The organism is Pleomorphochaeta caudata, assembly GCF_055395745.1.
The window spans coordinates 1,249,889-1,273,690 of record NZ_AP042458.1; the positions used below are offsets into that span (position 1 = coordinate 1,249,889).

Here is a 23,802-nt window from a genome sequence, read left to right on the forward strand (position 1 = left end):
AAATATTTATAGTTTTTCATATTGTACTCTTAGATATTTAGCAACAGTTTTCTTTAAATTATACAATTTTGTTATTTTTATAATGTTAAATAAATTAGTTGAATTAAAAAAAATAATATGTTATTTTGTTATTACAAATTAACAAAATATTATTCATGAGGTTAATAAGTGATAGATAACTTTTTTTTAAAACACAGCTTAAAAAAGAAAGTTCCAGTACCTCTCTATTATCAATTAGAAGAGATTCTCTTGGAATTTTGTAAAAAAGCTGAACCTGGAACTTTTCTTCCAACTGAAGATGAGTTAAGTAAAATTTATTCAATTAGTAGACCAACTGTTAGACAAGCATTAAAAGAATTAGAAAATAATGGAATTGTTTTAAGAGAAAAAGGTAAAGGTACTTTTGTAAAAGAGAAAAAGATTGAACAGGATATTGTCGCATCTTTCGAAGATTTTGAAGAAAAAATGGAAAGATTAAAATTCTCAGTAAAAAGAAAAGTTTTAGAATTTACTAAAGTTATTGCTGATGAGAGTTTAGTCGCAATATTTAAATGTGCAGATAATCAAGAATTCTATAAATTTAGAACCTTGAGATATGTTGATGATGAACCAATAGTAATTTCTTTAATATATATTCCTGTAAGATTTTTACCAGAGTTAGATGAAACAACTCTAGCAGAAAAATCTATTAGAGATTTATTAATTAAAGATTATGAATATGAAGTAACAAAATATGAAAAAGTTTTTGAAGTAAAAAAGATCAGTTCTTTCGAGGCTCCATTGTTAAATGTTCCTGAGAAATCCCCTGTTCAATATGTTCAAACAGTTAGTTATATTCATGATTCAATACCAATTGCTTTATCAATGGAAAGATACAGAAGTGATAAATGTTCATTCTCCTTTTCAATTGAAGCACATAAATAATTAATAAATTTAAAATCTCAAAGCTAACTATTTTGGCTTTGAGATTTTTTTATCTTTTAGTTGAATAAGAATCAACTAAAAGGATTGTTTTATATAGCCATATATTTTAAATTGCTAATGGCTTGATTTATATTAATAGCTGAATCGTATAATTCTAATACCCTGTTACAAAAACTTGAGGAAGAAAATTTAACTTTTGCAAGATTTTGAGCATTTATACTCATTTTTTTTCTATTCTCTTCATCTTCAAAATATTTACTAAATAAAGCATTCGCTTGAGCTTGGTCTTCAAAATCCCAACCATTTACAGAATTAATTAAAACATCATCTAAGCAAGAATCTTTTTTACAAAGGATTGGAACCCCGCTAGCTAAAGCTTCAATATATGTTAAGCCTTGAGTTTCACTAGAAGAACAGCTCATGAATAAATCAAAACATTTATAGTAATGATGAATTAAGGAAGGATTAATCATAGATGTAAAAATAATTTGTTTATCAATTGATTTACTTTTTTCCATTAATTCTTCTTTATATGGGCCATTACCTACAATCATTAAAGTAATATTTTCTTCAGGAATATTTTTGAAAATTTCTAATAATTCATCCAAATTCTTTTCTTTAGCTATTCTTCCTACAAAACCAATAATAAAATTACCTTCTTTTATTTTTAGAGAATTTTTTATTTGATTTATTGTATTTTCATCTTTAGGTTCAAGAAAAGCTGATAAATTTATTCCACTAGGTATAACCGATATTTCTGGAAGAACATCATAACTTTTTAATAAATTTTCAACTTTAGTTGTTGGTGCAATTACCTCATCACATTGATTTAATATATGAGCTGAAAATTTGGAGGCCATATAGTGCCCAATTTTTGCATTCGGTGAAAAGTAGTGGGTATAATCTTCATATATTGTATGATATGTATGAATTAATGGTATATTTAATTTTTTTGCAATTTTCTTTGCAATATGGAATGTTGAAAACTCACATTGAGAGTGAACTATATCAGGTTTCCAATCATATACGGCTTTAAGTTCTTTACTCATAAAAGATATATTAAGTTTAGCCCCTGGATAGATTTTGTTAAAATCTATGGATCCTAGGTATATGATATTGTCAATTGTATATGAGTGATGAGAATTAGCTAAGGTTATAATTTTAACACTATGTCCTTTTTTAGTTAATTGAGAGACAAGTGAATCAACAGAGGTTACAACTCCGTTTATAAAAGGTTTATATAGATCAGTAGTAATTAATATTTTCATATTTTTGCTCCTTGTAATTTAAACAATTATTAATATAAATCAACTAGTTAAAGTGAAATTAAACAAATAAAATAAATTGTTTAAATATAAGAATGCATAAATCATACCAACTAAGAATTAGTAGGTTATTATTATTATATTAGGAATTAAAAACATCATTTTGGTGATTTTTGCCATTAAGTTATGAAAAAATCCCAATTTTATATTATAAATCCAATAAAGATTCAATTTGCACTTCCTTAAAATTTTTTATATGAAAGGCAGTTTGCTTAAGATTATTAATTGTTTCTGTATCAGCACCTAAACTGTTTACAGCAACTATTTTATTGACATTTGCTCTGGATGCGCTAATTATACCACTTTTTGTATCTTCAAAAACTATACAATTAGAGGCATCAATATTTAATTTTTCAATTGCTTTTAAATAAATAGCAGGATTTGGTTTACTAGGGAGAGAGCCGTCACTAGATACAATTAATTCTTTTTTAAAGAAACGAGATAAAGAGAAGAATTTTTCATATTCTTCCATTAACTCTGGTGGGGCACTAGTAGCAATAGCAATTTTTAGATCTTTTTCAATTAATTTTACAAGTAACTCTTCAAGACCTGGAGCAAGAGATAGAGAATCTTTTTCTTCTTCCATTATTTTTAAATATTCAATATCTTTTTCTTTTGATAATTTATTTATGGTTTCTTGATCTAGCTTTTTACCAAAAACTTTTTCCAAAGTTTCATAGGTGGTTCTACCATTTAAACTAAAGTATTGTTCTCTAGTATATTCTTTGTTTAACCATCTCTTGATACAGTTTGACCAGGATTCATAGTTTATCTCAGTATCCCAAAATAAAGTGCCATTAAAATCAAAAATTACTGCTTTGTTGCACATCGTGATGTCCTTGTAAAAAATTTTCTTAATAATATATGATAATTTAAAATAAATCTATTTTAAAAAGCATATTGTTTATATTAATGTTTTTTATTTCTAAATTCTTTTAAAGAAATATTATATTTTTCAAAAGATTTTCTAAAGTAGAAATCAAGATTAACATCACCAATGATTATTATAGGGAAAAGGAAAACAATAAATAAATCAAAGTTTAATAGTTTATATAATTCAAATGGTGAAACAAGAAAACGTCCAATTACCAATAATGATAATCCAATAAATATATTTATTAAAATTTTAATAAAAGAGGGTATATTTGTTCTTAAATAAAACCATCTAATTATAAAATCATTTAAAAATATAATTATTGAATAATAAATAATGCCTTCTATAATCAATTTAGAATAAGAAAGGCTATTATAGGCATAATAAACAGTAATCAATGAAAGTAAAAAACTTAGAGTTAAATAAATAATAAATCTTTTATTACAGTTTTTCATTAATAAATCTCCTCTCTAAAGCCCAATTCTTTTTTTGAAGTTTTCATAATAAGTTCTTGTTACAGATAATTTATCACCGTTATCCATTTCAAGAACTAATTTTGATCCAATCCAAGGAATAATTTTATTTATTTTTAATATATTTATAATATGAGATTTATTAATTCTAAAAAAGTTCTTTAATAATAATTGCTTTTCTAACTCATATAATTTTTCTTTTACTTCTAGTTTTTTTTCTTCAGTGACGACAAAAGTTCTTTTATCGTCACTTTCAAAATATATTATATTTTCAAATTTTAGCATAGAAATATTATATTCATTATCTTTAGCAAAGATATATTTTTTTTCTGCATAGTTTTTTTCATAAAAAACGAATGCAGCTTTATCATTAATAGTAAATCCTTTTTTAGTTAATTTTTTTTCTAAGCTTTCACGGATTGATTCATTGCAAATAAGTTGAATATCCATTAACTCTCCTAATTAATAAAAACAATATCTTAATAGCTTTATTCACTGAGGAATAGTGCTGCTTTATTATCAAAAATTAAGGAGACTTCATCACCTTCATGATAAATTTTACTATTAATTTTAAAATCAATAGAAGCTTGAATTATTTGTCCTGGTTCTAACTGCAATTCATATTCTGTATGACTTCCAACAAAAATTGAAGTTATAACGGTAGCTTGAACTAATCCATCTGTTTTATCTTTAATCACTATATTCTCTGGTCTAACAACTAGTGAAGCTGTAGAACCATTGGTGAATATCTTATCAGTAATTTCAACTTTAGGCGATTCAATTTTGACATTACCAGGCAAAATTGCTTCAATTGTTTTTCCATTATCTTTTTCAACAATAGTTTTAATTATATTTGCTTGCCCGATAAAATCAGCAACAAAAGCCGTTTTAGGTCTACTATAGATTTCTAGAGGAGTTCCAATTTGTTCAATTTTACCTCTACTCATTACAACTATTCTATCTGCTACAGTTAGTGCTTCAGCTTGATCGTGAGTTACATAAAGACAAGTAATTCCTAATTTTTTTTGAAGCTTTCTTATTTCTGTTCGCATATGAATTCTTAATTTAACATCTAAATTTGATAAAGGTTCATCCATCAATAATAGGTGAGGTTCCATTACAATAACTCTAGCTAAAGCAACTCTTTGTTGTTCGCCTCCAGATAGTTCGTTGGGATATCTTCTTTCTGCATTTTTTAGTCCAACTAAATCTAGAGCATCTAGAACTTTTTTGTTAATAAGTTTTTCATCCATTTTTGTAGTTCTAAGACCATAAGCTATGTTGTTGTAAATTGTCATATGAGGGAAAAGCGCATAGTTTTGGAATACAAAGCCAATTCCTCTTTTGTTAACGGGAGTGTTAGTCATATCTTGACCTTGAATTGTAATGGTCCCTTCTGTAGGTAATTCAAAGCCTGCAACCATTCTTAAGGTTGTGGTTTTCCCACATCCTGATGGACCTAAGAAAGTTACCATTTCTCCTTGATTAACTATTATATTTGCATTATCAACTGCACGTACTGTTTCTGTGCCTTTACTAAAGACCTTAGATACATTTTCTATTTTTAAAGCAATATCGTTCATACTACTGGTTCTCCTTTGAGTTTTTCTTAAAGTGATTAGAATAAGTTTTTAACATAAAGTTCATTAGAGCATCTGCAAGAAATACAATTACAATTAATACAACTGAGAATGCACAAGCTTGTGAAAATTGTAATTCTGTCATGCTTTCTAAGATCCTAGTTGTTAATAATGTCCATCTAACAGAAACTAAAAATATTGTTGCACTAATAGCTGTCATACAGTGGATAAAGAGATATCTCATTCCAGTTAATACAGCAGGTATAATTAATGGAACAGTAATATGTGTAAAAGTCCTAGCAGAGGAAGCCCCTAAACTCATAGATGCTTCTTCTAAAGCGGGGTCAATTTGTTGTAGAGACGTCATTACTGATCTTATTCCTGTTGCATAGTATCTAAAAATATATGCTGCTACTAATATAGTCATAGTACCTGTTAAAACTATTGGTTTACTATTAAAAGCAACTATGTAGGCAATACCAACAACAGTACCAGGAAGAGCGTAGTTTAACATACTTGCTAAATCTAAGGCTCTTTTTGAAACGAAATTCTTTCTCTCAACTATATATCCAATAATTACTCCTAAAAGAGTACCTAAAATTGTGGATGTTATACCAATTTTTAAAGTATCAAAAATAGCTTTTTTACCAAAAGTGAAAACATATTTATAATTTTTCAATGTAATAGAATTATCAATGCCCCAAGTTTTAATTAGTGAGCCCCAAAGAATAATAAAGTAAAGATATAAGATGAAGGCAATTACTATAGAGCAGATTGTCCACATAACAACACTTACACTTTTAGGTAGCTTTACGAAATTAGATTGAGCTCCATTTTTTCCTGTTACTGTAACAAAGCTTTTATTTCCAACTACCATTCTTTGAAGCCAGAAAACGATAAGCGCTGGAACTAGTAATAAAAATGAAATTGAAGCTCCACCGTGTATATCGAACAACCCAGTTATTTGTAAATAAGCTTGAGTTGGAAGAACAGGGAAGGATTGTCCCCCTAGTATTAATGGTGTTGCAAAGTCAGCTAAGGAAGAACTAAATAGCAATAAAATTGAGTTTCCTATAGCTGGAATTGATAAAGGTATAGTAACGGTTTTTAATACTCTAGCTTTTGAAGCACCAAGAGACATCGCGGCATCATCTAATGATGCATTCATTGTATTTAAAACAGCAGAAATTACCATAAATGCAACAGGGAAGTAAGTAAGCGATTCACTTAACCAAGTTCCTAAAAAGCCATAGATATTTAAATTTTCAATTCCAAAGAATCTTAGTAGCATTCCATTAGGACCTAAAGCAAGTGTTAAGGAAATACTACTTGTAAATGGAGGAGAAATTAATGGCAATAAGGTAATTGCACTAATTAAAATTTTTAATACTTTTGGCACTGATGTTCTAGTGACAATTAATGCAAAAAGATATCCTAAGAAAGTTCCTGTAACACTTACTGATATAGCAAGAATTAAGGAATTGAATAAAGCTTTTATAGTATATTTATCACCAATATTTTCTTTTATTCCTGAAAAGGATAATTGACCATCAACTATAAAAGCTGATGCAAATAATTTAATAAAAGGGAATAGAATAAATATAGCTATGAATCCCCAGATTGCGACAAGGAAAAAGAATAAATAGGGATCTTTTTTAAGCATTGATGCTTTGGTTTTCTTTTCCAATATATGTTGATTTCCCAAGAAAATGCCTCCAAATAGTTTTTAAAGCCCATAGTTACCCATGGGCTTTTAAGGTAGTTTAAAAATTATTGTTGAATAACTTCGTCAACAAATCTGTTAACAAAATTTTCTCTGTTTTGACCTTTCCAAGAACTATCTGCTTGTAATAAATTTACTTTAGACATATCTAATGCAGGATCATCAACTTGTACATCTGGTCTAGTTGGGATATATGAAATTGAATTTGCAACCATGATTTCACCTAATTTCTTGGTAGATGCCCAATCAAGAAGTTTTTTTGCAGCTTCTGGGTGTTTACAATTTGCTAACATACCTGAAGCTTCAACACCATATGTAACACCTTCAATAGGATAAGAAATTTCTAAAGGATATCCTTGATGTAAAATATCTAATGCATCAACAATATAGAAGATACCAGCAGCAGCTTGTCCGTTAGCTACAGGAAGTGCTCCACCAGCTCCACTCTTTGTATAAAGTTGAATATTAGCATTTAATTTCTTTTGATATTCAAATGCTGCATCTTCACCAAATGCTTGAACTAGAGAATAAATTCTTTCTGTTGCTGTACCAGATGTTCTAGCATCAGCCATTTGAAGACCATTTTTATAGACTGGATTTAATAAATCATTCCAACTTGTTGGAGCTTTTAGATTGTTTTTTGCTAAGAAATCAGTATTTGATAAGAAGCATAAAGGAATAATTCCAATTCCTGTCCAATATCCATCTTGTGATTTAAAGTTTTCAGGGATTTTTGCAGCTTCTGATGGTACATATTTTGCAAATACTCCTTCTCTTACTCCAGCATCATATGTATCAGATGGGCCACCCCATACACAGTCAACCTGTGGGTTGTCTTTTTCAGCTATTACTCTAGAAAGAGCTTCACCTGAAGATAAACGTACAAAGTTTACTTTAATTCCTGTATCAGCTGTGAACTGTTCAAATATAATTGAAGCATATTTTTCAGGCATAATTGAGTATACATATACCTCATCATTTTCTTCATTAGCTCCTTGTGCAAAAACAGGAAGAGCTACAAACATACATGCAATAAGCATTGCGATTGTAATAATTTTTTTCATTAACATTTACTCCTTTTGTATATTGTTAAACTAAAGAGAATATAGCAGATATAAATTTGTAATATTTTATAAAAAGAGTAAGATGCATAAAAAAGATAGTAAGTTACTTTTGAAAAATATTTTGCTAAATTATTTTTAAATATAACTTATTTTTTGTTAAGTATTTATTATATGTTTAAATGATTGTTTCACTAACTATTGTAATTACTCTATGAAACGTTTCATAAAATTATTATTTATACATTCAGAATGCTACTGTGTAAAAGATACTTTAATTTTTGTCAAAACCTTCAATATTTTTGATAAGTATATATAAAAAATATAAGGATTATTTATATTATTCATATTATAAGTTGCATTTGTTAAATATTAATCATTAAAAATTAATAAATTATCAGTTTTGAGTTATTAGTTGTATCAAAATTATAGCATTTTATAGACAAAGGTGACTTGAAATATTAACTGCAACCTTTTGAGCATTTGCAAGACTTAATGCAATTGAAATAGTGAAAAGTTTAATGAAAAATCTTTTTTTCGTTTGACTTTTTGCTTTTTCTGCCTAAAAATTAAGGTACGATGTTTATTTGTCATTACCAAAGGGCGCAAAAAACCCAGATTGGCAAATAATCTGTTTTTTTGCAGTACTAAATGCAATCACTGTCATTTTGTTTACTATTTCTTGTTGGTAAACAGTGCGTGTTTGGTTATTTTTACTGTTATTTAACTAAACTTGGTCTAAGCATTACTTCATCTGGTGGGATGTAAGTAATGCTTAAATTTTTTAAAATATTTGGGCCATACATTCTTTCAAAGATTTCGTATGGAGTATTATTTCCTAACTTTCCTCTTTTGTAAGAATTGATATGACTCATCATAAGATTTGTCTTCTTTTGATCTAAGTGATTTATTGATTGATATTTTGGGATTACTCTTCTAAGTAATTCATGATTTACTTCACATGATGCTTTTTGGTAACTTGCCATAGGCTCACAAAAGAAAACTTTTGTTCTACTAATTCCATCTATGGTTTCTTCAATCTGTTTTGGTCCCGAGAATTCAGCACCCAAATCAGTCAGAATAATAGGAAATAATCTTTTAAAATATTCATGACCTAGTTTTTCATACAAATCATTAAAGATATCAATAACAGATTGTGCTGTGTTTCTCTCTCTAATAAAGGCTAACATAAAAGAACAATTAACAAAGTGAATAGTAAGTAATACTTTACCTCCTTTAGTGCTTTCAACACTATCCATTTGTACAATAGGAATATCGGGATAATTATCTACATACTCTAAGTAATCATCATAAGACCTTCCAATACGACATTTCTTTTCAATTAACCTTTTAGATTTGTTTGTGTTAACTCTCTTTTTAAATCTAACAAGACGTGGATGTTTAAAATTATCAACTTCAAATAATCCTGAATGTTGATATGAATAAAGAGTTCTTTCACAAATAGGTATTTCATATTTATGTGTTTCATAAATATGATGAAAAGATTGTCCTTTCTTCACTAGAGGTGTAATCAAATCATTAGTAAATTGGAATTCATATTCATTAATAGCAATACCAGATCTTTTATCAACTAATACTTCTTTATACTGTTTTTGTGCATAAATACTATCATAAAATCTTTTTTCTAAATCACATCTGAATTCATTTTTACATCCATTACAAACATAAGGTGGTTTATCTAATAAAGGACATTCCTCTTTTATATAATCCTTACAAATATAAATGCACTTCCCACAAGTAGAACAACTTTTACCTGGACAATTAAGATTGTCACACATGTAGACTTTATTACAAGTTTTTCTAAATTTACAGTCATTGAAATAATGGCTCCATTTAGAACCTTTTCTTTTAAGCTGCATATGAGCTCTAATTTCTCTAGAAACGGTAGAAGGTGATCTATCAATTCCTTTAGCTATTTGTTTAAATGATTTCTTATCATTTAAACCACTATAAATAAAATGTCTTTCTTTAGAACTTAAATGTTTAAAGTTGTTATTCATAATTATCCTCCTTGATTTGAATAACGAACCAAACACAAAAACCAACAAGAATAAAATATTGTAAATCCTCATAAAAATAGAAAACAAGTGTGAAACAACCGAATAATAAGAAAACCTTATTTGTATTAGTAATAGCAACTATATCTTTTGCAATATTTATTGCAACCAATTTGCCTTAGAAAAAATTAGAGGGGGTTGCATTAGATAATTCAATTAACATTTTATAGACAAATTTATATGAAAAGCAATATTAATTTACAAATGTGAATAAACATGGTACTTTTCTTATTGGGGAAGACAAAAATTTTTGTTAAATGATTATAAAATAACTTGCATGGTTCTATTTATTATTCATTTAATAAATAGGTATAATTTTAATTCAGTTAACAAATAATTTACTTCCTAATTTATAATTTTGATTAGGAGAACAATATGAATTTGAAATTTATTAGGGGAAATATAATTTCAAAATCAGCATTCAAAATTTTACTGTTAATGCTTACTTGTTTTGTTATTAATTATATAGTTTTTGCTGTAAATGATGAATTTGGTTCGTTGCAATTATTAAGTCTAATACCAATGTTAATAGGGGCATTCTTTCTTAATATTTTTGGTAGTGTTCTTATAGCAATTATTTTAAGTATGCTTTATAGTCCTTTTCTATATTTTTCTAATCTTTATACCACAAATTTTGAAATTGCTGGATGGGTAATAAGAGTTATTGGTTATTTAGTTATTGGATTTCTTTTAGGACTAAGTTTAAAAGAATTAAAAAAATATCATAAAAAATTATTAGATGATAAATTAAGATCTCAATTTTCAAATTTTTATAATTTATTAAAATTAATTCCAGACTTAGATGCCCTAAATGAAAAAAAAGAAAAATATATTTTAGTATTTTTTAATTTGGTAAATAATGATGAATTGAGAAAATATATTGAATTTGATAATCTAAGGAATTTTATTATTGATGAATTTACAAAAATTCAAAATATTTTTAATGATGCTCAAGCTTACTCTTATTCTTTTAATCAATATGTGTTTTTAATAAAAGATAAAGGTATGGATGAAAAAAAATGCTACAATTTATTATTACCTATAATAAAGGCATCATCTAAATCTTGTATAATTGGTAATTATTCAATTAATTTTTTATTAAAGGCAGGAATAGTTTCAAGTTCTATTAATTTTACTACATCAAAAGACTTAATTCAAAAAGCAAGGATTATATCTGAACAAGGAAATCCTCAAGAAGTTGGAATTTATTTATATAAACAAGATTATATTGAAGAGAGAAAATTATACTATGAGATTGCAACTTCTTTAATTGATGCTTTAATTAATAATGATTTATATATTATGTATCAACCAATTGTTGATTTAAAAAGTAGAAAAATAGACAGCGCTGAGGCTTTGTTAAGATGGGATAGAAAGGATAAATCTCCAATTGCTCCTGGATTATTTATTACTATTGCTGAAGAAACAGGATTAATACTTGAAATTACAAAGTGGTTAATAACAAATGTTATTGATAATTATTTTAATTTCAGAGCTCACTCAATTGATATAGTTCAAACTATTAATATCTCAGCTGTAGAATTAGTTGATTTTAAATTTAGTAAATGGGTCAAAAATATAATTGAAGAAAAACAGGTAAGTCCTAGTAATTTTAATATTGAAATAACAGAGAGAGTAATTTCATCAAATAGTTCTGTCTTAAAACATACTTTAGATTTACTTAAGAAAACAGGTTGTAAAATAGAGATAGATGATTTTGGTACAGGCTATAATTCTTTTAAAACTCTAGGTGAGCTTCCCACTGATATTATTAAACTTGATAAGTATTTTATTCATAGGATAAATGAGAAACAAATTCATACAATGATAAAATGTTTGATAGAATTAATTCATAAAATCGGGGGTATTGTAATAGCAGAAGGAGTAGAAACTAAGGAACAATTTAAAATCTTAGAAAATATGGGTTGTGATAAAATTCAAGGATTCTATTTTAGCAAACCTTTAGAGATTAAAGATTTTTATTCATATTATAATAATTTTGATTTTTCTAAATATGAATAAAGGCTTTTTACATATTTGTTATAACTTTTAACAGTAAAAGAAATTAATTAAAAAACTTTACAGCTTATATAATCATTGCTATAGTAAACTATTGTTAGGAGGCCTTACATGAAAAAACGCTCTTCACTTAAATATATTCGTATGGCAGTGCAAATAGTCTTCTTTTTGCTCGTTCTACTAATTGTAGTTGCTCATTCTTTTGAAGAAGCAGGGATTACAGTTCCTTTAGTAAATGGAGCATCATTACATGCCGTTTGTCCTTTTGGAGGAGTAGTTACTATTTATCAATATGTAACTAGTGGTACTTTTGTTCAAAAAATCCATGAAGCCTCATTTTATTTAATGATTATTGTATTTGCTACTGCTATAATTGCAGGTCCTGTTTTTTGTGGCTGGGTTTGTCCTTTTGGTACTTTCCAAGAATGGATAGGTAAATTAGGTAAAAAGATATTTCATAAAAAATTTAATCATATAATACCTAAAAAAATTGATTCTGTTTTACGTTATTTACGTTATTTAGTATTGATTTGGGTAGTTGTAATGACTGCTGTATCTGCAACTTTAGTATTTGCAGCATATGATCCTTATTATGCATTATTTAATTTTTGGACAGGAGAGGTGGCAATTACAGGGTTTATTACCTTAGGAGTCATAATTATTCTCTCCTTGTTTATTGAAAGACCATTCTGTAAATATGCTTGCCCTTATGGTGCTTTGTTAGGATTAACCAATTTTTTCAGAATTTTTGGTATTAGAAGAAATGATAAAACCTGTATATCTTGTAGTGCTTGTGATAAAGTTTGTCCGATGAATATTAAGATTTCAGATAAATCAAAAGTCAAAAATCATCAATGTATTTCTTGTTTAGCTTGTACTTCAGAAGTTGCTTGTCCTGTTAAAAAAACATTAGAGATGAGTACTACAAAGTTAGAAAAAAACAAGGGTTTCACTCTTAATTATAAAAAGACATCCTTATTTGTTTTGATTGTAATTTTAGGTAGCATAATTGTTTTAACCAGTTTAGGTCTTTGGAAAACTGAAAGTTCAAAAGTTCCAATTAAGATAGAAACTGGAGAATTTGCGGGAATGGCTGATCCTTCAGATATTAGAGGTTCATATACTTTTGGGGATATTGAAAATAGTTTTGATGTACCTGCAGAAATTCTTGCACAAGCATTTGCATTAGATACAAGTGAAAAAGCAGCAGGAGAATATAAAGCTAAGGATTTAGAAACTGTATATGAAGGTTTATCTGTTGATGGAGAGGTCGGCACCGATAGTGTTCGTTTATTTGTTTCATTATATTTAGGTATGCCTTATGAAACGGAAGAAACCACTTTATTGCCAAATCCTGCTTTAAGTATTCTTAGAGATAAAGGTGTATTAAGTGATGAAGAATTCCAAGTTCTTAAAGAGAGAAGTATTTCTCCAACTACTTTAGAATTAAGTGCACCAGTTGTTGATACAACAAGTTCTTCAGATAATGTTGATATGGCTATCAAAGGAAGTACAACTTTTAAAAATCTTCTAGACTGGGGAATGAGTAAAACTCAAATTGAAGAAATCTTAGGAAAATCATTTAGTAATGACAATCAAAGTGTACGAGATTTTGCAATAGAAAATGGATTAGAATTCTCTGAATATAAAACAGCAATCCAAAATGTTTTAGATACATTATAGTAATAATATTATTATCAAACTTTAGCTCTATAAAAATTTTTATAGAGCTATATTTTTTATATAGTGTTATAATTGTTATAATATATATTTAGGAGATGCATATGGCTTTTGATTATAAAAAAGAATTCAAAGAATTTTATTTACCTAAAAATAAACCTCAAATAGTAACAATTCCAAAAATGAATTATATTGCTGTTAGAGGGAAGGGTAATCCTAATGATGAAGATGGAGAATATAAAAAGGCCTTAAATGTATTATATTCTTTGGCTTACACTTTAAAGATGAGTTACAAAACTGATTATAAAATTGATGGTTTTTTTCAATATGTAGTTCCTCCTTTAGAAGGTTTTTGGTGGCAAGAAGGTATTAAAGGTGTTGATTTAAGTAATAAGGCAACTTTTAATTGGATCTCAGTAATTAGATTACCCGATTTTATTACAAAGAAAGATTTTGATTGGGCTATTGATCTTGCAACTAAAAAGAAGAAAATTGATTTTTCCAAAGCTGAGTTTTTAACTCTTGATGAAGGCTTATGTGTTCAAATTATGCATATTGGACCTTATGATATGGAACCAGAAACCATAAAAATTATGAATGATTTCATAGCAGAAAAAGGCTATCAAACAGATATAAACGATGAAAGACTTCACCATGAAATCTATCTATCTGATGTAAGAAAAGTAGATCCTTCGAAGTGGAAAACCGTAATTAGACATCCAATTAAAAAATAAATTTAAGTTTTTTATTTTTGTAGGGCATCATAAAGTTGTGAAGCTATAGCTTTAGCCATTAGTGGGGGGACAGCCTCGCCAACTTGTTGGAACTGGGAATCTTTATTTCCATAAAAGCGATAACTATCTGGAAAGGTCTGTAGCCTTGCTGCTTCTCTGACACTAATTCCTCTATCTAAGGTTGGATGAATCCACATTGATTTTCTAACATTTACAACTGTAGTTGATGGTTCATTATATTTTAGTCTTTGATAACTTGTATTTTGAGTTTTTGAATAATCTATATAAGTATTATTTTTGTACTCTTCAGAAAGAGAATGAAAGTTTTTGCCTGGTTTAATTTGTTTAAATCTTTCTAAAGCGACATCACTAGTTTTTGCAATAATATGATTATAGATTTTATTATTATCATGTAATTGGTTAAATAGTTTTTTACTTCTTGGTTTGTAATTACTATTATCTACTTCTATTCCAACATCTTTTTTAAAATTGTAGATTGGAGTAATTTTTTCTAAATCAATTATTGCATCTTTAACTGTAGTTTTTTTAGTTTCATTTTTAGGGAGTGATATTTTTTTATTAATTTCTTTTTTTATGCCCATCATAATAAATCTTAATCTTTTTTGAGGAACACCAAAATCTAGGGCTGATAGAATTCCATCATCAATTGCATATGTATCTGCAATATTGTAGTTAATATAATCAATTATTGAAAAGGCTTTTAATTTTGCACAAATATTTCCTGAATTTAAATAAAATTCATCTATACATAGTTGGTGCTTATGTAAATCTTTTGCAATATGAAGCATTTGTTGAGTCGAGATTGCAGAGATTAATGTTTCTATAAAACAATCAGAAATCTCATCGCCATTAATTAAATTCTCTAAATGTTTAATAATTTCATTTGTTTGCTTGTAAATATGAGAATCTGTACAACTAAATAGATTTAAACTGCTGATTAAATCAATAATTTTATCAGTGTTATTTTTGATAAAAACCTCTAATTTATTTTTATTATTTCTATGTCTAAATAGAGCAAGTAATGTATTATAATCTTTTATTTCCCAAGAGTTGTAACTAATGTTATTTATATTATTAATAATTGAGAAAGCAGTGTAAAAGAAATATTTTTTATCTAAAAGTAATATTGAATCTTCCGATAAAGGAATATTAATAATTTTTTTATTTTTTAAATCATGTTTGTCTAAGTAAAATTTATGAACATCAGATTTTAGCATAGTGACATTTTCCATAACAAAAGCTTCTGGTTTTACTTCACTAATTGCTCTTATGTATTCAATAATTAATTTTTTGTTTCTATTAATAAATCTATCATTTTGAAAATTTTCATTAAAAAATCCTTGATAAGGAGGATCACCAATTATTATATCAATTGGGCCATATTTTTTAATTATTTTATTATAATTAGCATTATTTACATTGCTATATACAACTGTGTCTTTGTGATTTTTCTTATATGTTGTTTGGGCTGAAATATTTTTTTCAAATGCAACTTTGATTTCAAATTTGTTTGTTTGTTCAAATCCTAAACTAAGTCCACCAGCTCCACAAAATAAATCCATTACAGAATATTTCATTTTCCCTCTTTAGTTTTAAAGCTATATAATTAAAAATATTGATATATTTTTTATAAGATAAAATTGTTTCCCTCAAATTTATCTAAAATCATTAAGCTTTAATATCCCTGTGCTTATAGTCTTTGTGTAGAAAAAATGGTCAATATTAATTAAGTGAAATTCATAAAAACCGTATTTTTAATAATTTATACTAAATCTTTTTTTGATCCTTTTTGCTTCTTTTTTTGCAATATTATTATTTTTCAATGATATTAGTAAACCCTTTTTTTATTTTAAAAAATAATAACAGGTGATTTATTTTATTATTTATTTTTACAGATTTAATCTTATGAGTATAAAAATAATTAAATTTTTTTATTTTGGATTATAAAAATAAATATTAAAATATATTTTAATATTTAAAATTTTTTCTTAGTTAATATTCTTTTTATTTAATAATTGCTTTGAATTTTTTAGTTGACGGGGAGGAAAAACCATGTTATAAAAAATTGTCAGACAATCTGACAATAGTTAAAACAAAAAGTTAAAAGGAGAAGAAGATGAAAAAAACAAGATTATTAATTGCATTAATTATTTTTTCAGTTGTAACACCTTTATTCGCACAAGGAAGTTCTGAAAAATCTGGTGCAATTGAATTTAAGGTAGTAGGGAATAACTCTTCAGCATTAGCAACAGAAGCTGTAAAAAAAATGGCTGCTGAAATAGAAGAGAAATCTAATGGAGAACTAAAACCTGTTCTCTATTTGGAAGGCCAATTGGGTGATAATGATGAAGATCTTTGTACAGGATTATCAGAAGGCAACTATGAAATGCTTTTAAATGCTGAAATGCTATTTAACTGGGCAGTTCCAGAATGGATGGAATTGTTTAATATGGCATTTATTTTTGATAGCCAACAACATTTACAAAACTTCTGGAATAGTGATGTTGGTGCAGATTTAGCTCAACAATTAGCAGATAAGTATAATGTTAAAGCTTATTTAAATACTATTGCATTACGTGGTCCACGTTACTTAACTGCAAATGTTCCTGTATATAGTGTTAGTGATATGGAAGGAATTAAATTAAGAACTCCAAATAATGCAGGTGTTATTGCTTCTTGGAGAGCAACAGGTGCTAATGTTACTCCAGTTGCTTGGGGTGAATTATATGGTGCTTTACAAAATGGTATTGTTAATGCTCAAGAAAACCCATTAGCAAACATTGACCAAGCTGGTATGTATCAAGTTCAAAAATATTTAATGCAAACTGAACATCAATATACAAACTATTTTATTTATATGGCTAATGATTGGTGGAACACTTTAAGTGATGAAAATAAACAAATTATTTCTACAGCTATTGATAATGCATTTAAATGGCATAATGAACAAGTAAACGCTGAAGATGAAGAATTCTTAAAGAAATTTGATGAAAAAGGTATGATTTTAGTTCCTAAATCAGAAATTGATATTGATTCATTCAAAAATACTATTACTCCAGTATTATTAGAAAATAATAAGGATAAATATCCTGCTGGTGCTTATGATTTAATTCAGAGTTTAAAATAATTTATTAAAGGAGATTGGGAGTTATGTTTGACAAAATTGCATTAAAATTTGCAAAAGTATCTGACTTTTTTGAAAAAATAGTAAAAAATGTATCAATAGTTGTATTGGTGGTATTAATTTGTACTGTTTTCTTTCAAGTTTCAAGTCGAATACTTACTGGAAAATCCTTTCCAGAAATTGAAGAGTTTTCAATTATTATGGCTGCTTGGCTAGGTTTCTTTACTCTTTCCTATGCAGCAAAAAAGAAAGTTCATGTTAGAATTGATGTTTTTGTTGGCAAACTTCCATCTTCAGTACAGCATGTAATTAGTATCATTATTTCATTTGTTACATTATATGCTTCAATCTATCTTGTTTGGTATGGTTGGTTATTAGCTGAGAAAAAGATACAAGTACCACTTGCTATATTACCAACTAATGCAGGTTGGTGGTATATAGCATTTCCTATTGGTTTTTTCTTCACTAGTTATTTTTTACTAGACCATATTATTCAAGAGATAAAAGAAATGAGAGACGAAAATAAAAAAAGTAAAGGAGATGTTGTATAATGTGGGTTATAATAGGCTTTTTAGTAATGATAACCATTGGTGTACCTGTAGGGTATTCAATGATTCTAGCAGCTTTCTTTTTTGTAAAATTTACCGGTGTTGTTAATTTTACTTTAATCCCATCAGCAATGGTTAGTGGTGTATCCTCATATACAATGCTTGCTGTTCCATTTTTTATGGTTGTTGGTGAATTGATGAATAGCAGTGGAATAACAAAGAGAATTTTCACTTTTGCAGATAGTTGTGTTGGTCATATTACTGGTGGATTAGGTCATGTTAATATTTTATCAAGTATGATTTTCTCAGGTATGAGTGGGGCAGCAGTAGCAGATGTTGCAGGTCTTGGAGCAATAGAAATTAAGGCTATGAAAGATCAAGGCTTTGATGCAGATTTTGCAGTTGGTGTTACATCTGCTTCGGCAATCATTGGTCCTATTATCCCCCCAAGCAGTCCTATGGTTTTATTTGGTATTGCTGCAGGTGTATCAATTGGTGGTCTATTTATGGGTGGTATCACAGTTGGTATTATCATGGGATTAGCTATGATGTGTACAGTTTATGTAATAGCTAAAAAACGTAAATACCCAAAACATGATAAATATCCTTTTTCTGTAAAAATGAAAGCTTTTGGTTCTGCACTGCCAGCATTATTAGCTCCCGTAATTTTAATTGGTGGAATTTTTTCTGGATTTTTTACACCTACAGAAGCTGCAGCTGTTGCTGTATTTTATTCCTTAGTAGTTGGTCTTTTTGTTTATAAAGATTTTAAAATTCGAAATTTAAGAAAAGTTTTGATTACTTGTGTTGAGAATTTAGGTATGGTCATGCTTTTAATGGCCTCTGGAAAATTGTTTGCATGGGTTCTAGGAATGGAAAAAATTGCAGAAACTTTCTCTTATTTAATTTTTAATTTAACAAATAACAAATTTCTTGTTATTTTATTAATGAATATAATTTTACTTTTTATGGGAACCTTTATGGAAACGAATGCTAGTATTTTTATACTAACTCCGATTTTATTGCCTATAGCTAATACAATTGGTATGCATCCTATTCAATTTGGAGTAATATTCATTTTTGCTTTGATGATTGGGTTATTAACCCCGCCTATGGCAATATGTTTATTTTTAACTTCAAAGATTGGTGGTGTAACTTTTAAACAAGCATTCCATGCTGTTAAACCGTATTATATTGGGTTGTTGGTTGTTTTGTTTTTGATAAATATGTTCCCACAAATAACTTTGTTTGTGCCTAAATTATTATTAGGGCAAGCATTTTAGTTGAGGGGTAGTAGATGAAAGTAATAAAAAAACAATCAATTGTAGATATGGCAGCAGAACAAATAAAAGAATATTTGGCAAGTGATGAGATTCAAATTGGTGATAAACTCCCAACTGAATTTGAGATGTGTAACTCTTTAAACGTAAGTAGAGCTACTTTAAGAGAAGTATATAGAAAATTACAGTCTCAAGGATATTTGGATTTAAAACCAGGAAGAGGGGCTTTTGTTAAAAATAAAGAAGCCGATCTTGTACAACAAGCAGTTAATTGGTTTAGAGATCATGATGCTCAAATGCAAAGCTATCTTGAAGTAAGATTATATTTAGATCCTTTAGCATCAAAGCTTGCAGCAAAACATAGAACTGAAAAAGATATTCTAATATTAAAACAAATCCAAGTTGAATTTGAAAAGAGTTATTTTGATAAAGATAATAAGAGAATGGCACAATTAGATGCAGATTTTCATAAAGCTATTGTTGATATTTCAAATAATGAATTGTTAATGGCCTTAATCAATATTGTTAACTATTACTTTGAACAATTAAGAATGACAAGTTTTAAACTTCAAGAACATGCATCTCATGCTTTAGAGCCTCATAGAAAAATAATTGAAGCAATTGAAGCTGGTGATGTAAAAAAAGCAGAAGAAGAAAGTGTAGAGCACATGAAAATAGCTCTACGTGACTTATGCGGAGAAAATAATACTGCTTTATTATAAGGAATAAATAAATGGAATATCTTAAACAAAAGTGTAAGGCACTGAGAATCGATGTGCTTAGGATGCTTAATGCGTCAGCAAGTGGTCATACTGGTGGATCTCTTTCTGCAATTGAAATAATGGCTGGTTTGTATTATGCAAAAATGAATATAAGTGCTGAAAATTCTAAAGATCCATTAAGAGATAGATTTGTATTAAGCAAAGGGCATGCGGCCCCAGTTTTATATGCAATTTTAGCAGATAAAGGCTTCTTTCCAAAAGAAGAATTATTAACTTTAAGAAAACTTCATAGCAGATTACAAGGCCATCCAGATTCAAAGAAATTACCAGGTATTGAAGCTGCAACAGGATCCTTAGGTCAAGGTTGTTCTATTGCTGTTGGTATGGCTATAGCTGCTAAAGCTCAAAAAAAAGATCTAAATGTTTATACCTTATTAGGTGATGGAGAAATCCAAGAAGGTATAGTCTGGGAAGCTTGTATGGCAGCAGCCTCATACAAATTAGATAATTTTACTTTAATTGTTGATAATAATGGACTTCAACTTGATGGTCCTTGTGAGAAAATTTTAAATATGGGAAATCTATGTGATAAATTTGAAGCCTTTGGATTTGAAGTTATCGAACTTGAAGACGGAAATGATATTGAAGTTGTAGTTAATGCCCTAAACACTAAACCAAAAAAAGATAAGCCAACATGTATTATTGCACATACAATAAAAGGAAAGGGTGTATCTTTTGCTGAGAATCAAGTTGGTTGGCATGGAAAAGCTCCTAATGATGAGGAGTTAGAAATTGCATTGAAAGAATTGCAGGGAGATGAAGATAATGACTAAAAAAATGATTCGTACTGGTTATGGTGAGGCCTTAGTAGAATTAGGGGCGAAAAATGATAAAGTTGTTGTTCTTGATGCTGATTTATCTCATGCAACAATGACTCATATGTTTGCAAGTAAATATCCAGAAAGATTTTTTAATATGGGTATTGCTGAAGCAAATATGGTAGATGTTTCTGCAGGCATGTCTACTATGGGAGTTATTCCTTTTTGTAGTACTTTTGCTTTATTTGGAACAGGTCGTGCTTATGAACAAATAAGAAATAGTATTGCTTATCCAAAGTTCAATGTAAAAATATGTTGTACTCATTCAGGTATAACAGTAGGTGAGGATGGCGGGAGTCATCAAGCTATTGAAGATATTGCTCTTATGAGAGTTATTCCAAATATGAATGTTGTTGTACCTTGTGATGCTAATGAAGCAAAAAGAGCAGTAATGGCAATTTCAGAAATTGATGGGCCTGTATATCTAAGATTAGCTCGTTCTCCAAGTGAAGTATTTGATTTTGATATGCCTTTTACCTTTGGTAAAGCTAATGTTTTGAAAGAAGGAAAAGATTTAGTAATTTTTGCTTGCGGTATTATGGTTAGTACTGCTTTAGAGTGTGCTAAAAAAATGGCAGATGAAGAAAATGTTTCAATTGCTGTTGTTAATATTCATACTATAAAACCTATTGATGAGGAATGTATTTTAAAATATGCAAAAAAATGCCACCGTGTAGTTACTTTAGAAGAACATAGTGTTATTGGAGGATTAGGGGATGCTGTTGCATCAACTTTAATTGGTAATGGTGATTTTGTATTTGAGAAAATAGGAGTACAAGATCAATTTGGTCAATCTGGTAGCCCTGATGAATTATTAGAAGAATATGGATTAAGTCTTTCAAGAGTGATGGAAAAGGTTAAACATATTATTAATAAATAATAAGAAGTATTTATTAAGATATAGACAAGTTATTGCATTAAAGTTTGTAATAGCTTGTTTTTTAATCTAAATAAATTATGCAATTTCTTCCTGAATCTTTGGCTTTATATAATCTTTTGTCTGATAGGTTTATTATATTTTCAATAGTAATATCGTTTTTATTGAAGAATAGTACATCTGAAATCCCTACACTGAATGTAAATTTTATTTCTTGATTTTCATAAACAAAAGTTTTTTCTCTTATAATGTTTAAAAGTTTTGTAATTAAATGAACTGTATCATTTCTAGTTTTATCATAAGAAAGAATAATAAATTCTTCTCCTCCATACCTTCCTAATAAATCATTACTACTTATATTTTCTGAAAGAATTTTAGTAAATTCTCTTAAAATAAAATCTCCAGCTACATGTCCATAATTATCATTTATGGATTTGAAAAAATCTATATCTAATATTGAAATTGAAAAAATTGAATTACTTGTTTTATATTCTTTTATAGCATCATCGATTTTTTCAAAAACATATCTTCTATTATATGTATTTGTTAATGCATCTCTAATTGATAATTCTTTAATTTGTTTTTCAATATTTCTTTTTTCAGTGACATCAATCATTACTGTTAATAGATATTGTTTATTTTGATTTGTAATATTTACACTAGAAAAAAGACCATAAAGAATATTGCCATTTTTGCACTTTACTTGTAATTCAAAATTAGTTATTTCACCAGTTTCTAATAATTGGGTCAAAGCTTGTTTGTATTTTTCTCTTTCTGGAAAAATCCCTAATTCATCTGTTGTTTTGCCAATAACTTCATCATATTCAAAGCCTAATTTAGTTATGAAAGCTTTATTAACATTGGTTAAGATTTTATCTGGTAATCTTGTTAATGCCATAAGGGATGGATTATGGTTAAAAATACTTGTGAATTTTTGAAGTGCTTCTTGTTCTGCTGAGATATCTTTTGATATTTTAAAGATACAATCTTGGTTATTCCATTTCCCAAATAATAAGTGAGTTTCTACTGGAATGATTTGGCCTGTTTTACTACACAATTCAAAGGGACAGGAATTTTTATTACCATCATACATTTGTTTTAGTAAATGTTTGGCTGCTTCTTGTTTATCTTTTGGATGAAGGCTTATGATATTTAAAGTCTTTAGTTCGTTTAATGAATATTCAAGTTTTTTTATTGCTGCATTATTAGCATGTAGAATATTACCCTTTTTATCTGCAATAAATACATAATCAGTAATGGTGTTGAAAAAGCTCTCAAAAGAAGTTTTATCTTCTTGTATTTTTATTAAGTAATAATGGTTGCTATATAAGTTTGAAATTATACCAGATATGGTTGCTAAAAGATTTAAATCTTCTTCTTCCCATTCTCTTTGTACCTTGCATTCATCAAACCCAATAAAGCCTTTAATCTTATTATCAATTATTATAGGGTAAACAATGAAAGATAAAATGCCTTGGGGCTCAAGTATATCAATTAAATCTTTTGGTAGTGTTTTTATATTTTGGGAGAAAATTCTTCCATCACTTATTAATAATTTTTTCCAAGAAGGAATCATTGAATAGGGAATGTTTTGTAAATCATCTTTTTGAGGAGTGATATCAGTATTACACCATTCATATTCATTACTTGTTTCACTATTATCAGCATTATCGATAAATATATATGTTCTTGAAACTTGAGTATACTCACCAATAATCTTAAGTATATTATTCATTTGTTGCTCAAAATTACTTGTTTTTACTTCTATTAATGCAATTTTTGATAGTAATTCTAAGTTTTTCATATAATATCCTTATTTCTTATCTAGTAATGTTTTTACAAAACAAAATTCTTTTTCTATTAAGTATTTTACTATGCAAT

At 27.9% G+C, this 23,802-nt stretch carries 20 protein-coding genes; 10 read left to right on the plus strand and 10 right to left on the minus strand.

The window, feature by feature from the left end:
• Positions 1-168 precede the first annotated feature (168 nt).
• Positions 169-924 carry a GntR family transcriptional regulator gene (locus ACZ5RS_RS05720; protein WP_464638304.1) on the plus strand — a complete coding sequence of 252 codons (756 nt, stop codon included), beginning with the start codon at positions 169-171 and terminating at the stop codon, positions 922-924.
• An 89-nt stretch (positions 925-1,013) separates the two neighbouring features.
• Here the strand turns inward: ACZ5RS_RS05720 and ACZ5RS_RS05725 are convergent, their stop codons facing one another.
• From ACZ5RS_RS05725 to ACZ5RS_RS05760, 8 genes are all read right to left on the minus strand, one after another.
• The gene (locus ACZ5RS_RS05725; RefSeq protein WP_464638306.1) at positions 1,014-2,192 is read right to left on the minus strand and encodes a glycosyltransferase; all 1,179 of its coding nucleotides are present in this window, start codon (positions 2,190-2,192) and stop codon (positions 1,014-1,016) included.
• A 205-nt stretch (positions 2,193-2,397) separates the two neighbouring features.
• Positions 2,398-3,078 carry an HAD family hydrolase gene (locus tag ACZ5RS_RS05730; RefSeq protein WP_464638307.1) on the minus strand — a complete coding sequence of 227 codons (681 nt, stop codon included), beginning with the start codon at positions 3,076-3,078 and terminating at the stop codon, positions 2,398-2,400.
• Between the two features lie 80 nt (positions 3,079-3,158).
• Positions 3,159-3,578 carry a hypothetical protein gene (locus ACZ5RS_RS05735; protein ID WP_464638309.1) on the minus strand — a complete coding sequence of 140 codons (420 nt, stop codon included), beginning with the start codon at positions 3,576-3,578 and terminating at the stop codon, positions 3,159-3,161.
• Positions 3,579-3,593: 15 nt separating this feature from the next.
• A complete protein-coding gene (locus tag ACZ5RS_RS05740) occupies positions 3,594-4,046 on the minus strand; it encodes a LytTR family DNA-binding domain-containing protein (RefSeq protein ID WP_464638310.1) in 453 nt (150 codons plus the stop codon).
• Between the two features lie 38 nt (positions 4,047-4,084).
• Complete coding sequence (locus ACZ5RS_RS05745; protein ID WP_464638312.1) at positions 4,085-5,179, minus strand: ABC transporter ATP-binding protein; 1,095 nt, start codon at positions 5,177-5,179, stop codon at positions 4,085-4,087.
• Between the two features lies 1 nt (position 5,180).
• The gene (locus tag ACZ5RS_RS05750) at positions 5,181-6,881 is read right to left on the minus strand and encodes an ABC transporter permease (RefSeq protein WP_464638313.1); all 1,701 of its coding nucleotides are present in this window, start codon (positions 6,879-6,881) and stop codon (positions 5,181-5,183) included.
• Between the two features lie 65 nt (positions 6,882-6,946).
• Positions 6,947-7,963 (minus strand): ABC transporter substrate-binding protein, encoded by a 1,017-nt coding sequence (locus ACZ5RS_RS05755; protein ID WP_464638315.1) that lies wholly within the window; start codon positions 7,961-7,963, stop codon positions 6,947-6,949.
• A gap of 716 nt (positions 7,964-8,679) precedes the next feature.
• Positions 8,680-9,981, minus strand: a complete 1,302-nt coding sequence (locus ACZ5RS_RS05760; protein ID WP_464624061.1) for a transposase — start codon at positions 9,979-9,981, stop codon at positions 8,680-8,682.
• 432 nt (positions 9,982-10,413) lie between these two features.
• Here ACZ5RS_RS05760 and ACZ5RS_RS05765 point away from each other — a divergent pair, with 432 nt between their 5' ends.
• From ACZ5RS_RS05765 to ACZ5RS_RS05775, 3 genes are all read left to right on the plus strand, one after another.
• Positions 10,414-12,060, plus strand: coding sequence for an EAL domain-containing protein (locus tag ACZ5RS_RS05765; protein WP_464638316.1), 1,647 nt, complete (start codon positions 10,414-10,416; stop codon positions 12,058-12,060).
• A 108-nt stretch (positions 12,061-12,168) separates the two neighbouring features.
• Positions 12,169-13,740, plus strand: a complete 1,572-nt coding sequence (locus ACZ5RS_RS05770) for a 4Fe-4S binding protein (protein WP_464638318.1) — start codon at positions 12,169-12,171, stop codon at positions 13,738-13,740.
• A gap of 101 nt (positions 13,741-13,841) precedes the next feature.
• Positions 13,842-14,471, plus strand: coding sequence for a GyrI-like domain-containing protein (locus tag ACZ5RS_RS05775; RefSeq protein WP_464638319.1), 630 nt, complete (start codon positions 13,842-13,844; stop codon positions 14,469-14,471).
• Positions 14,472-14,482: 11 nt separating this feature from the next.
• Here the strand turns inward: ACZ5RS_RS05775 and ACZ5RS_RS05780 are convergent, their stop codons facing one another.
• A complete protein-coding gene (locus ACZ5RS_RS05780) occupies positions 14,483-16,069 on the minus strand; it encodes a DNA cytosine methyltransferase (RefSeq protein ID WP_464638321.1) in 1,587 nt (528 codons plus the stop codon).
• Positions 16,070-16,608: 539 nt separating this feature from the next.
• Here ACZ5RS_RS05780 and ACZ5RS_RS05785 point away from each other — a divergent pair.
• From ACZ5RS_RS05785 to ACZ5RS_RS05810, 6 genes are read left to right on the plus strand one after another with little or no spacing between them, the layout of a single operon-like run.
• The gene (locus ACZ5RS_RS05785) at positions 16,609-17,619 is read left to right on the plus strand and encodes a TRAP transporter substrate-binding protein (protein ID WP_464638322.1); all 1,011 of its coding nucleotides are present in this window, start codon (positions 16,609-16,611) and stop codon (positions 17,617-17,619) included.
• A gap of 23 nt (positions 17,620-17,642) precedes the next feature.
• On the plus strand, positions 17,643-18,167 hold the full coding sequence (locus ACZ5RS_RS05790; RefSeq protein WP_464638324.1) for a TRAP transporter small permease: 525 nt from the start codon (positions 17,643-17,645) through the stop codon (positions 18,165-18,167).
• Positions 18,167-19,447, plus strand: a complete 1,281-nt coding sequence (locus ACZ5RS_RS05795) for a TRAP transporter large permease (protein ID WP_464638326.1) — start codon at positions 18,167-18,169, stop codon at positions 19,445-19,447. Before ACZ5RS_RS05790 ends, ACZ5RS_RS05795 begins: the two co-directional genes overlap by 1 nt.
• Before the next feature lie 14 nt (positions 19,448-19,461).
• Positions 19,462-20,166, plus strand: a complete 705-nt coding sequence (locus tag ACZ5RS_RS05800) for a FadR/GntR family transcriptional regulator (RefSeq protein WP_464638328.1) — start codon at positions 19,462-19,464, stop codon at positions 20,164-20,166.
• 11 nt (positions 20,167-20,177) lie between these two features.
• Entirely contained in the window at positions 20,178-20,999 is an 822-nt protein-coding gene (locus ACZ5RS_RS05805; RefSeq protein ID WP_464638329.1) for a transketolase, read from the plus strand.
• Positions 20,992-21,924 carry a transketolase family protein gene (locus ACZ5RS_RS05810; RefSeq protein WP_464638331.1) on the plus strand — a complete coding sequence of 311 codons (933 nt, stop codon included), beginning with the start codon at positions 20,992-20,994 and terminating at the stop codon, positions 21,922-21,924. Before ACZ5RS_RS05805 ends, ACZ5RS_RS05810 begins: the two co-directional genes overlap by 8 nt.
• A 61-nt stretch (positions 21,925-21,985) precedes the next feature.
• On the opposite strand, the gene ACZ5RS_RS05815 is transcribed toward ACZ5RS_RS05810, so the two are convergent.
• Complete coding sequence (locus ACZ5RS_RS05815; RefSeq protein ID WP_464638333.1) at positions 21,986-23,725, minus strand: diguanylate cyclase; 1,740 nt, start codon at positions 23,723-23,725, stop codon at positions 21,986-21,988.
• Positions 23,726-23,802: the final 77 nt, after the last annotated feature.

Excerpts from the sequence above, each read along its gene's own strand:
- ACZ5RS_RS05725 (WP_464638306.1), bottom strand. The coding sequence starts at position 2,192 with ATGAAAATATTAATTACTACTGATCTATATAAACCTTTTATAAACGGA.
- ACZ5RS_RS05730 (WP_464638307.1), bottom strand. The coding sequence starts at position 3,078 with ATGTGCAACAAAGCAGTAATTTTTGATTTTAATGGCACTTTATTTTGG.
- ACZ5RS_RS05735 (WP_464638309.1), bottom strand. The coding sequence starts at position 3,578 with ATGAAAAACTGTAATAAAAGATTTATTATTTATTTAACTCTAAGTTTT.
- ACZ5RS_RS05740 (WP_464638310.1), bottom strand. The coding sequence starts at position 4,046 with ATGGATATTCAACTTATTTGCAATGAATCAATCCGTGAAAGCTTAGAA.
- ACZ5RS_RS05745 (WP_464638312.1), bottom strand. The coding sequence starts at position 5,179 with ATGAACGATATTGCTTTAAAAATAGAAAATGTATCTAAGGTCTTTAGT.
- ACZ5RS_RS05755 (WP_464638315.1), bottom strand. The coding sequence starts at position 7,963 with ATGAAAAAAATTATTACAATCGCAATGCTTATTGCATGTATGTTTGTA.
- ACZ5RS_RS05760 (WP_464624061.1), bottom strand. The coding sequence starts at position 9,981 with ATGAATAACAACTTTAAACATTTAAGTTCTAAAGAAAGACATTTTATT.
- ACZ5RS_RS05765 (WP_464638316.1), top strand. The coding sequence starts at position 10,414 with ATGAATTTGAAATTTATTAGGGGAAATATAATTTCAAAATCAGCATTC.
- ACZ5RS_RS05770 (WP_464638318.1), top strand. The coding sequence starts at position 12,169 with ATGAAAAAACGCTCTTCACTTAAATATATTCGTATGGCAGTGCAAATA.
- ACZ5RS_RS05775 (WP_464638319.1), top strand. The coding sequence starts at position 13,842 with ATGGCTTTTGATTATAAAAAAGAATTCAAAGAATTTTATTTACCTAAA.
- ACZ5RS_RS05780 (WP_464638321.1), bottom strand. The coding sequence starts at position 16,069 with ATGAAATATTCTGTAATGGATTTATTTTGTGGAGCTGGTGGACTTAGT.
- ACZ5RS_RS05785 (WP_464638322.1), top strand. The coding sequence starts at position 16,609 with ATGAAAAAAACAAGATTATTAATTGCATTAATTATTTTTTCAGTTGTA.
- ACZ5RS_RS05790 (WP_464638324.1), top strand. The coding sequence starts at position 17,643 with ATGTTTGACAAAATTGCATTAAAATTTGCAAAAGTATCTGACTTTTTT.
- ACZ5RS_RS05795 (WP_464638326.1), top strand. The coding sequence starts at position 18,167 with ATGTGGGTTATAATAGGCTTTTTAGTAATGATAACCATTGGTGTACCT.
- ACZ5RS_RS05800 (WP_464638328.1), top strand. The coding sequence starts at position 19,462 with ATGAAAGTAATAAAAAAACAATCAATTGTAGATATGGCAGCAGAACAA.
- ACZ5RS_RS05805 (WP_464638329.1), top strand. The coding sequence starts at position 20,178 with ATGGAATATCTTAAACAAAAGTGTAAGGCACTGAGAATCGATGTGCTT.
- ACZ5RS_RS05810 (WP_464638331.1), top strand. The coding sequence starts at position 20,992 with ATGACTAAAAAAATGATTCGTACTGGTTATGGTGAGGCCTTAGTAGAA.
- ACZ5RS_RS05815 (WP_464638333.1), bottom strand. The coding sequence starts at position 23,725 with ATGAAAAACTTAGAATTACTATCAAAAATTGCATTAATAGAAGTAAAA.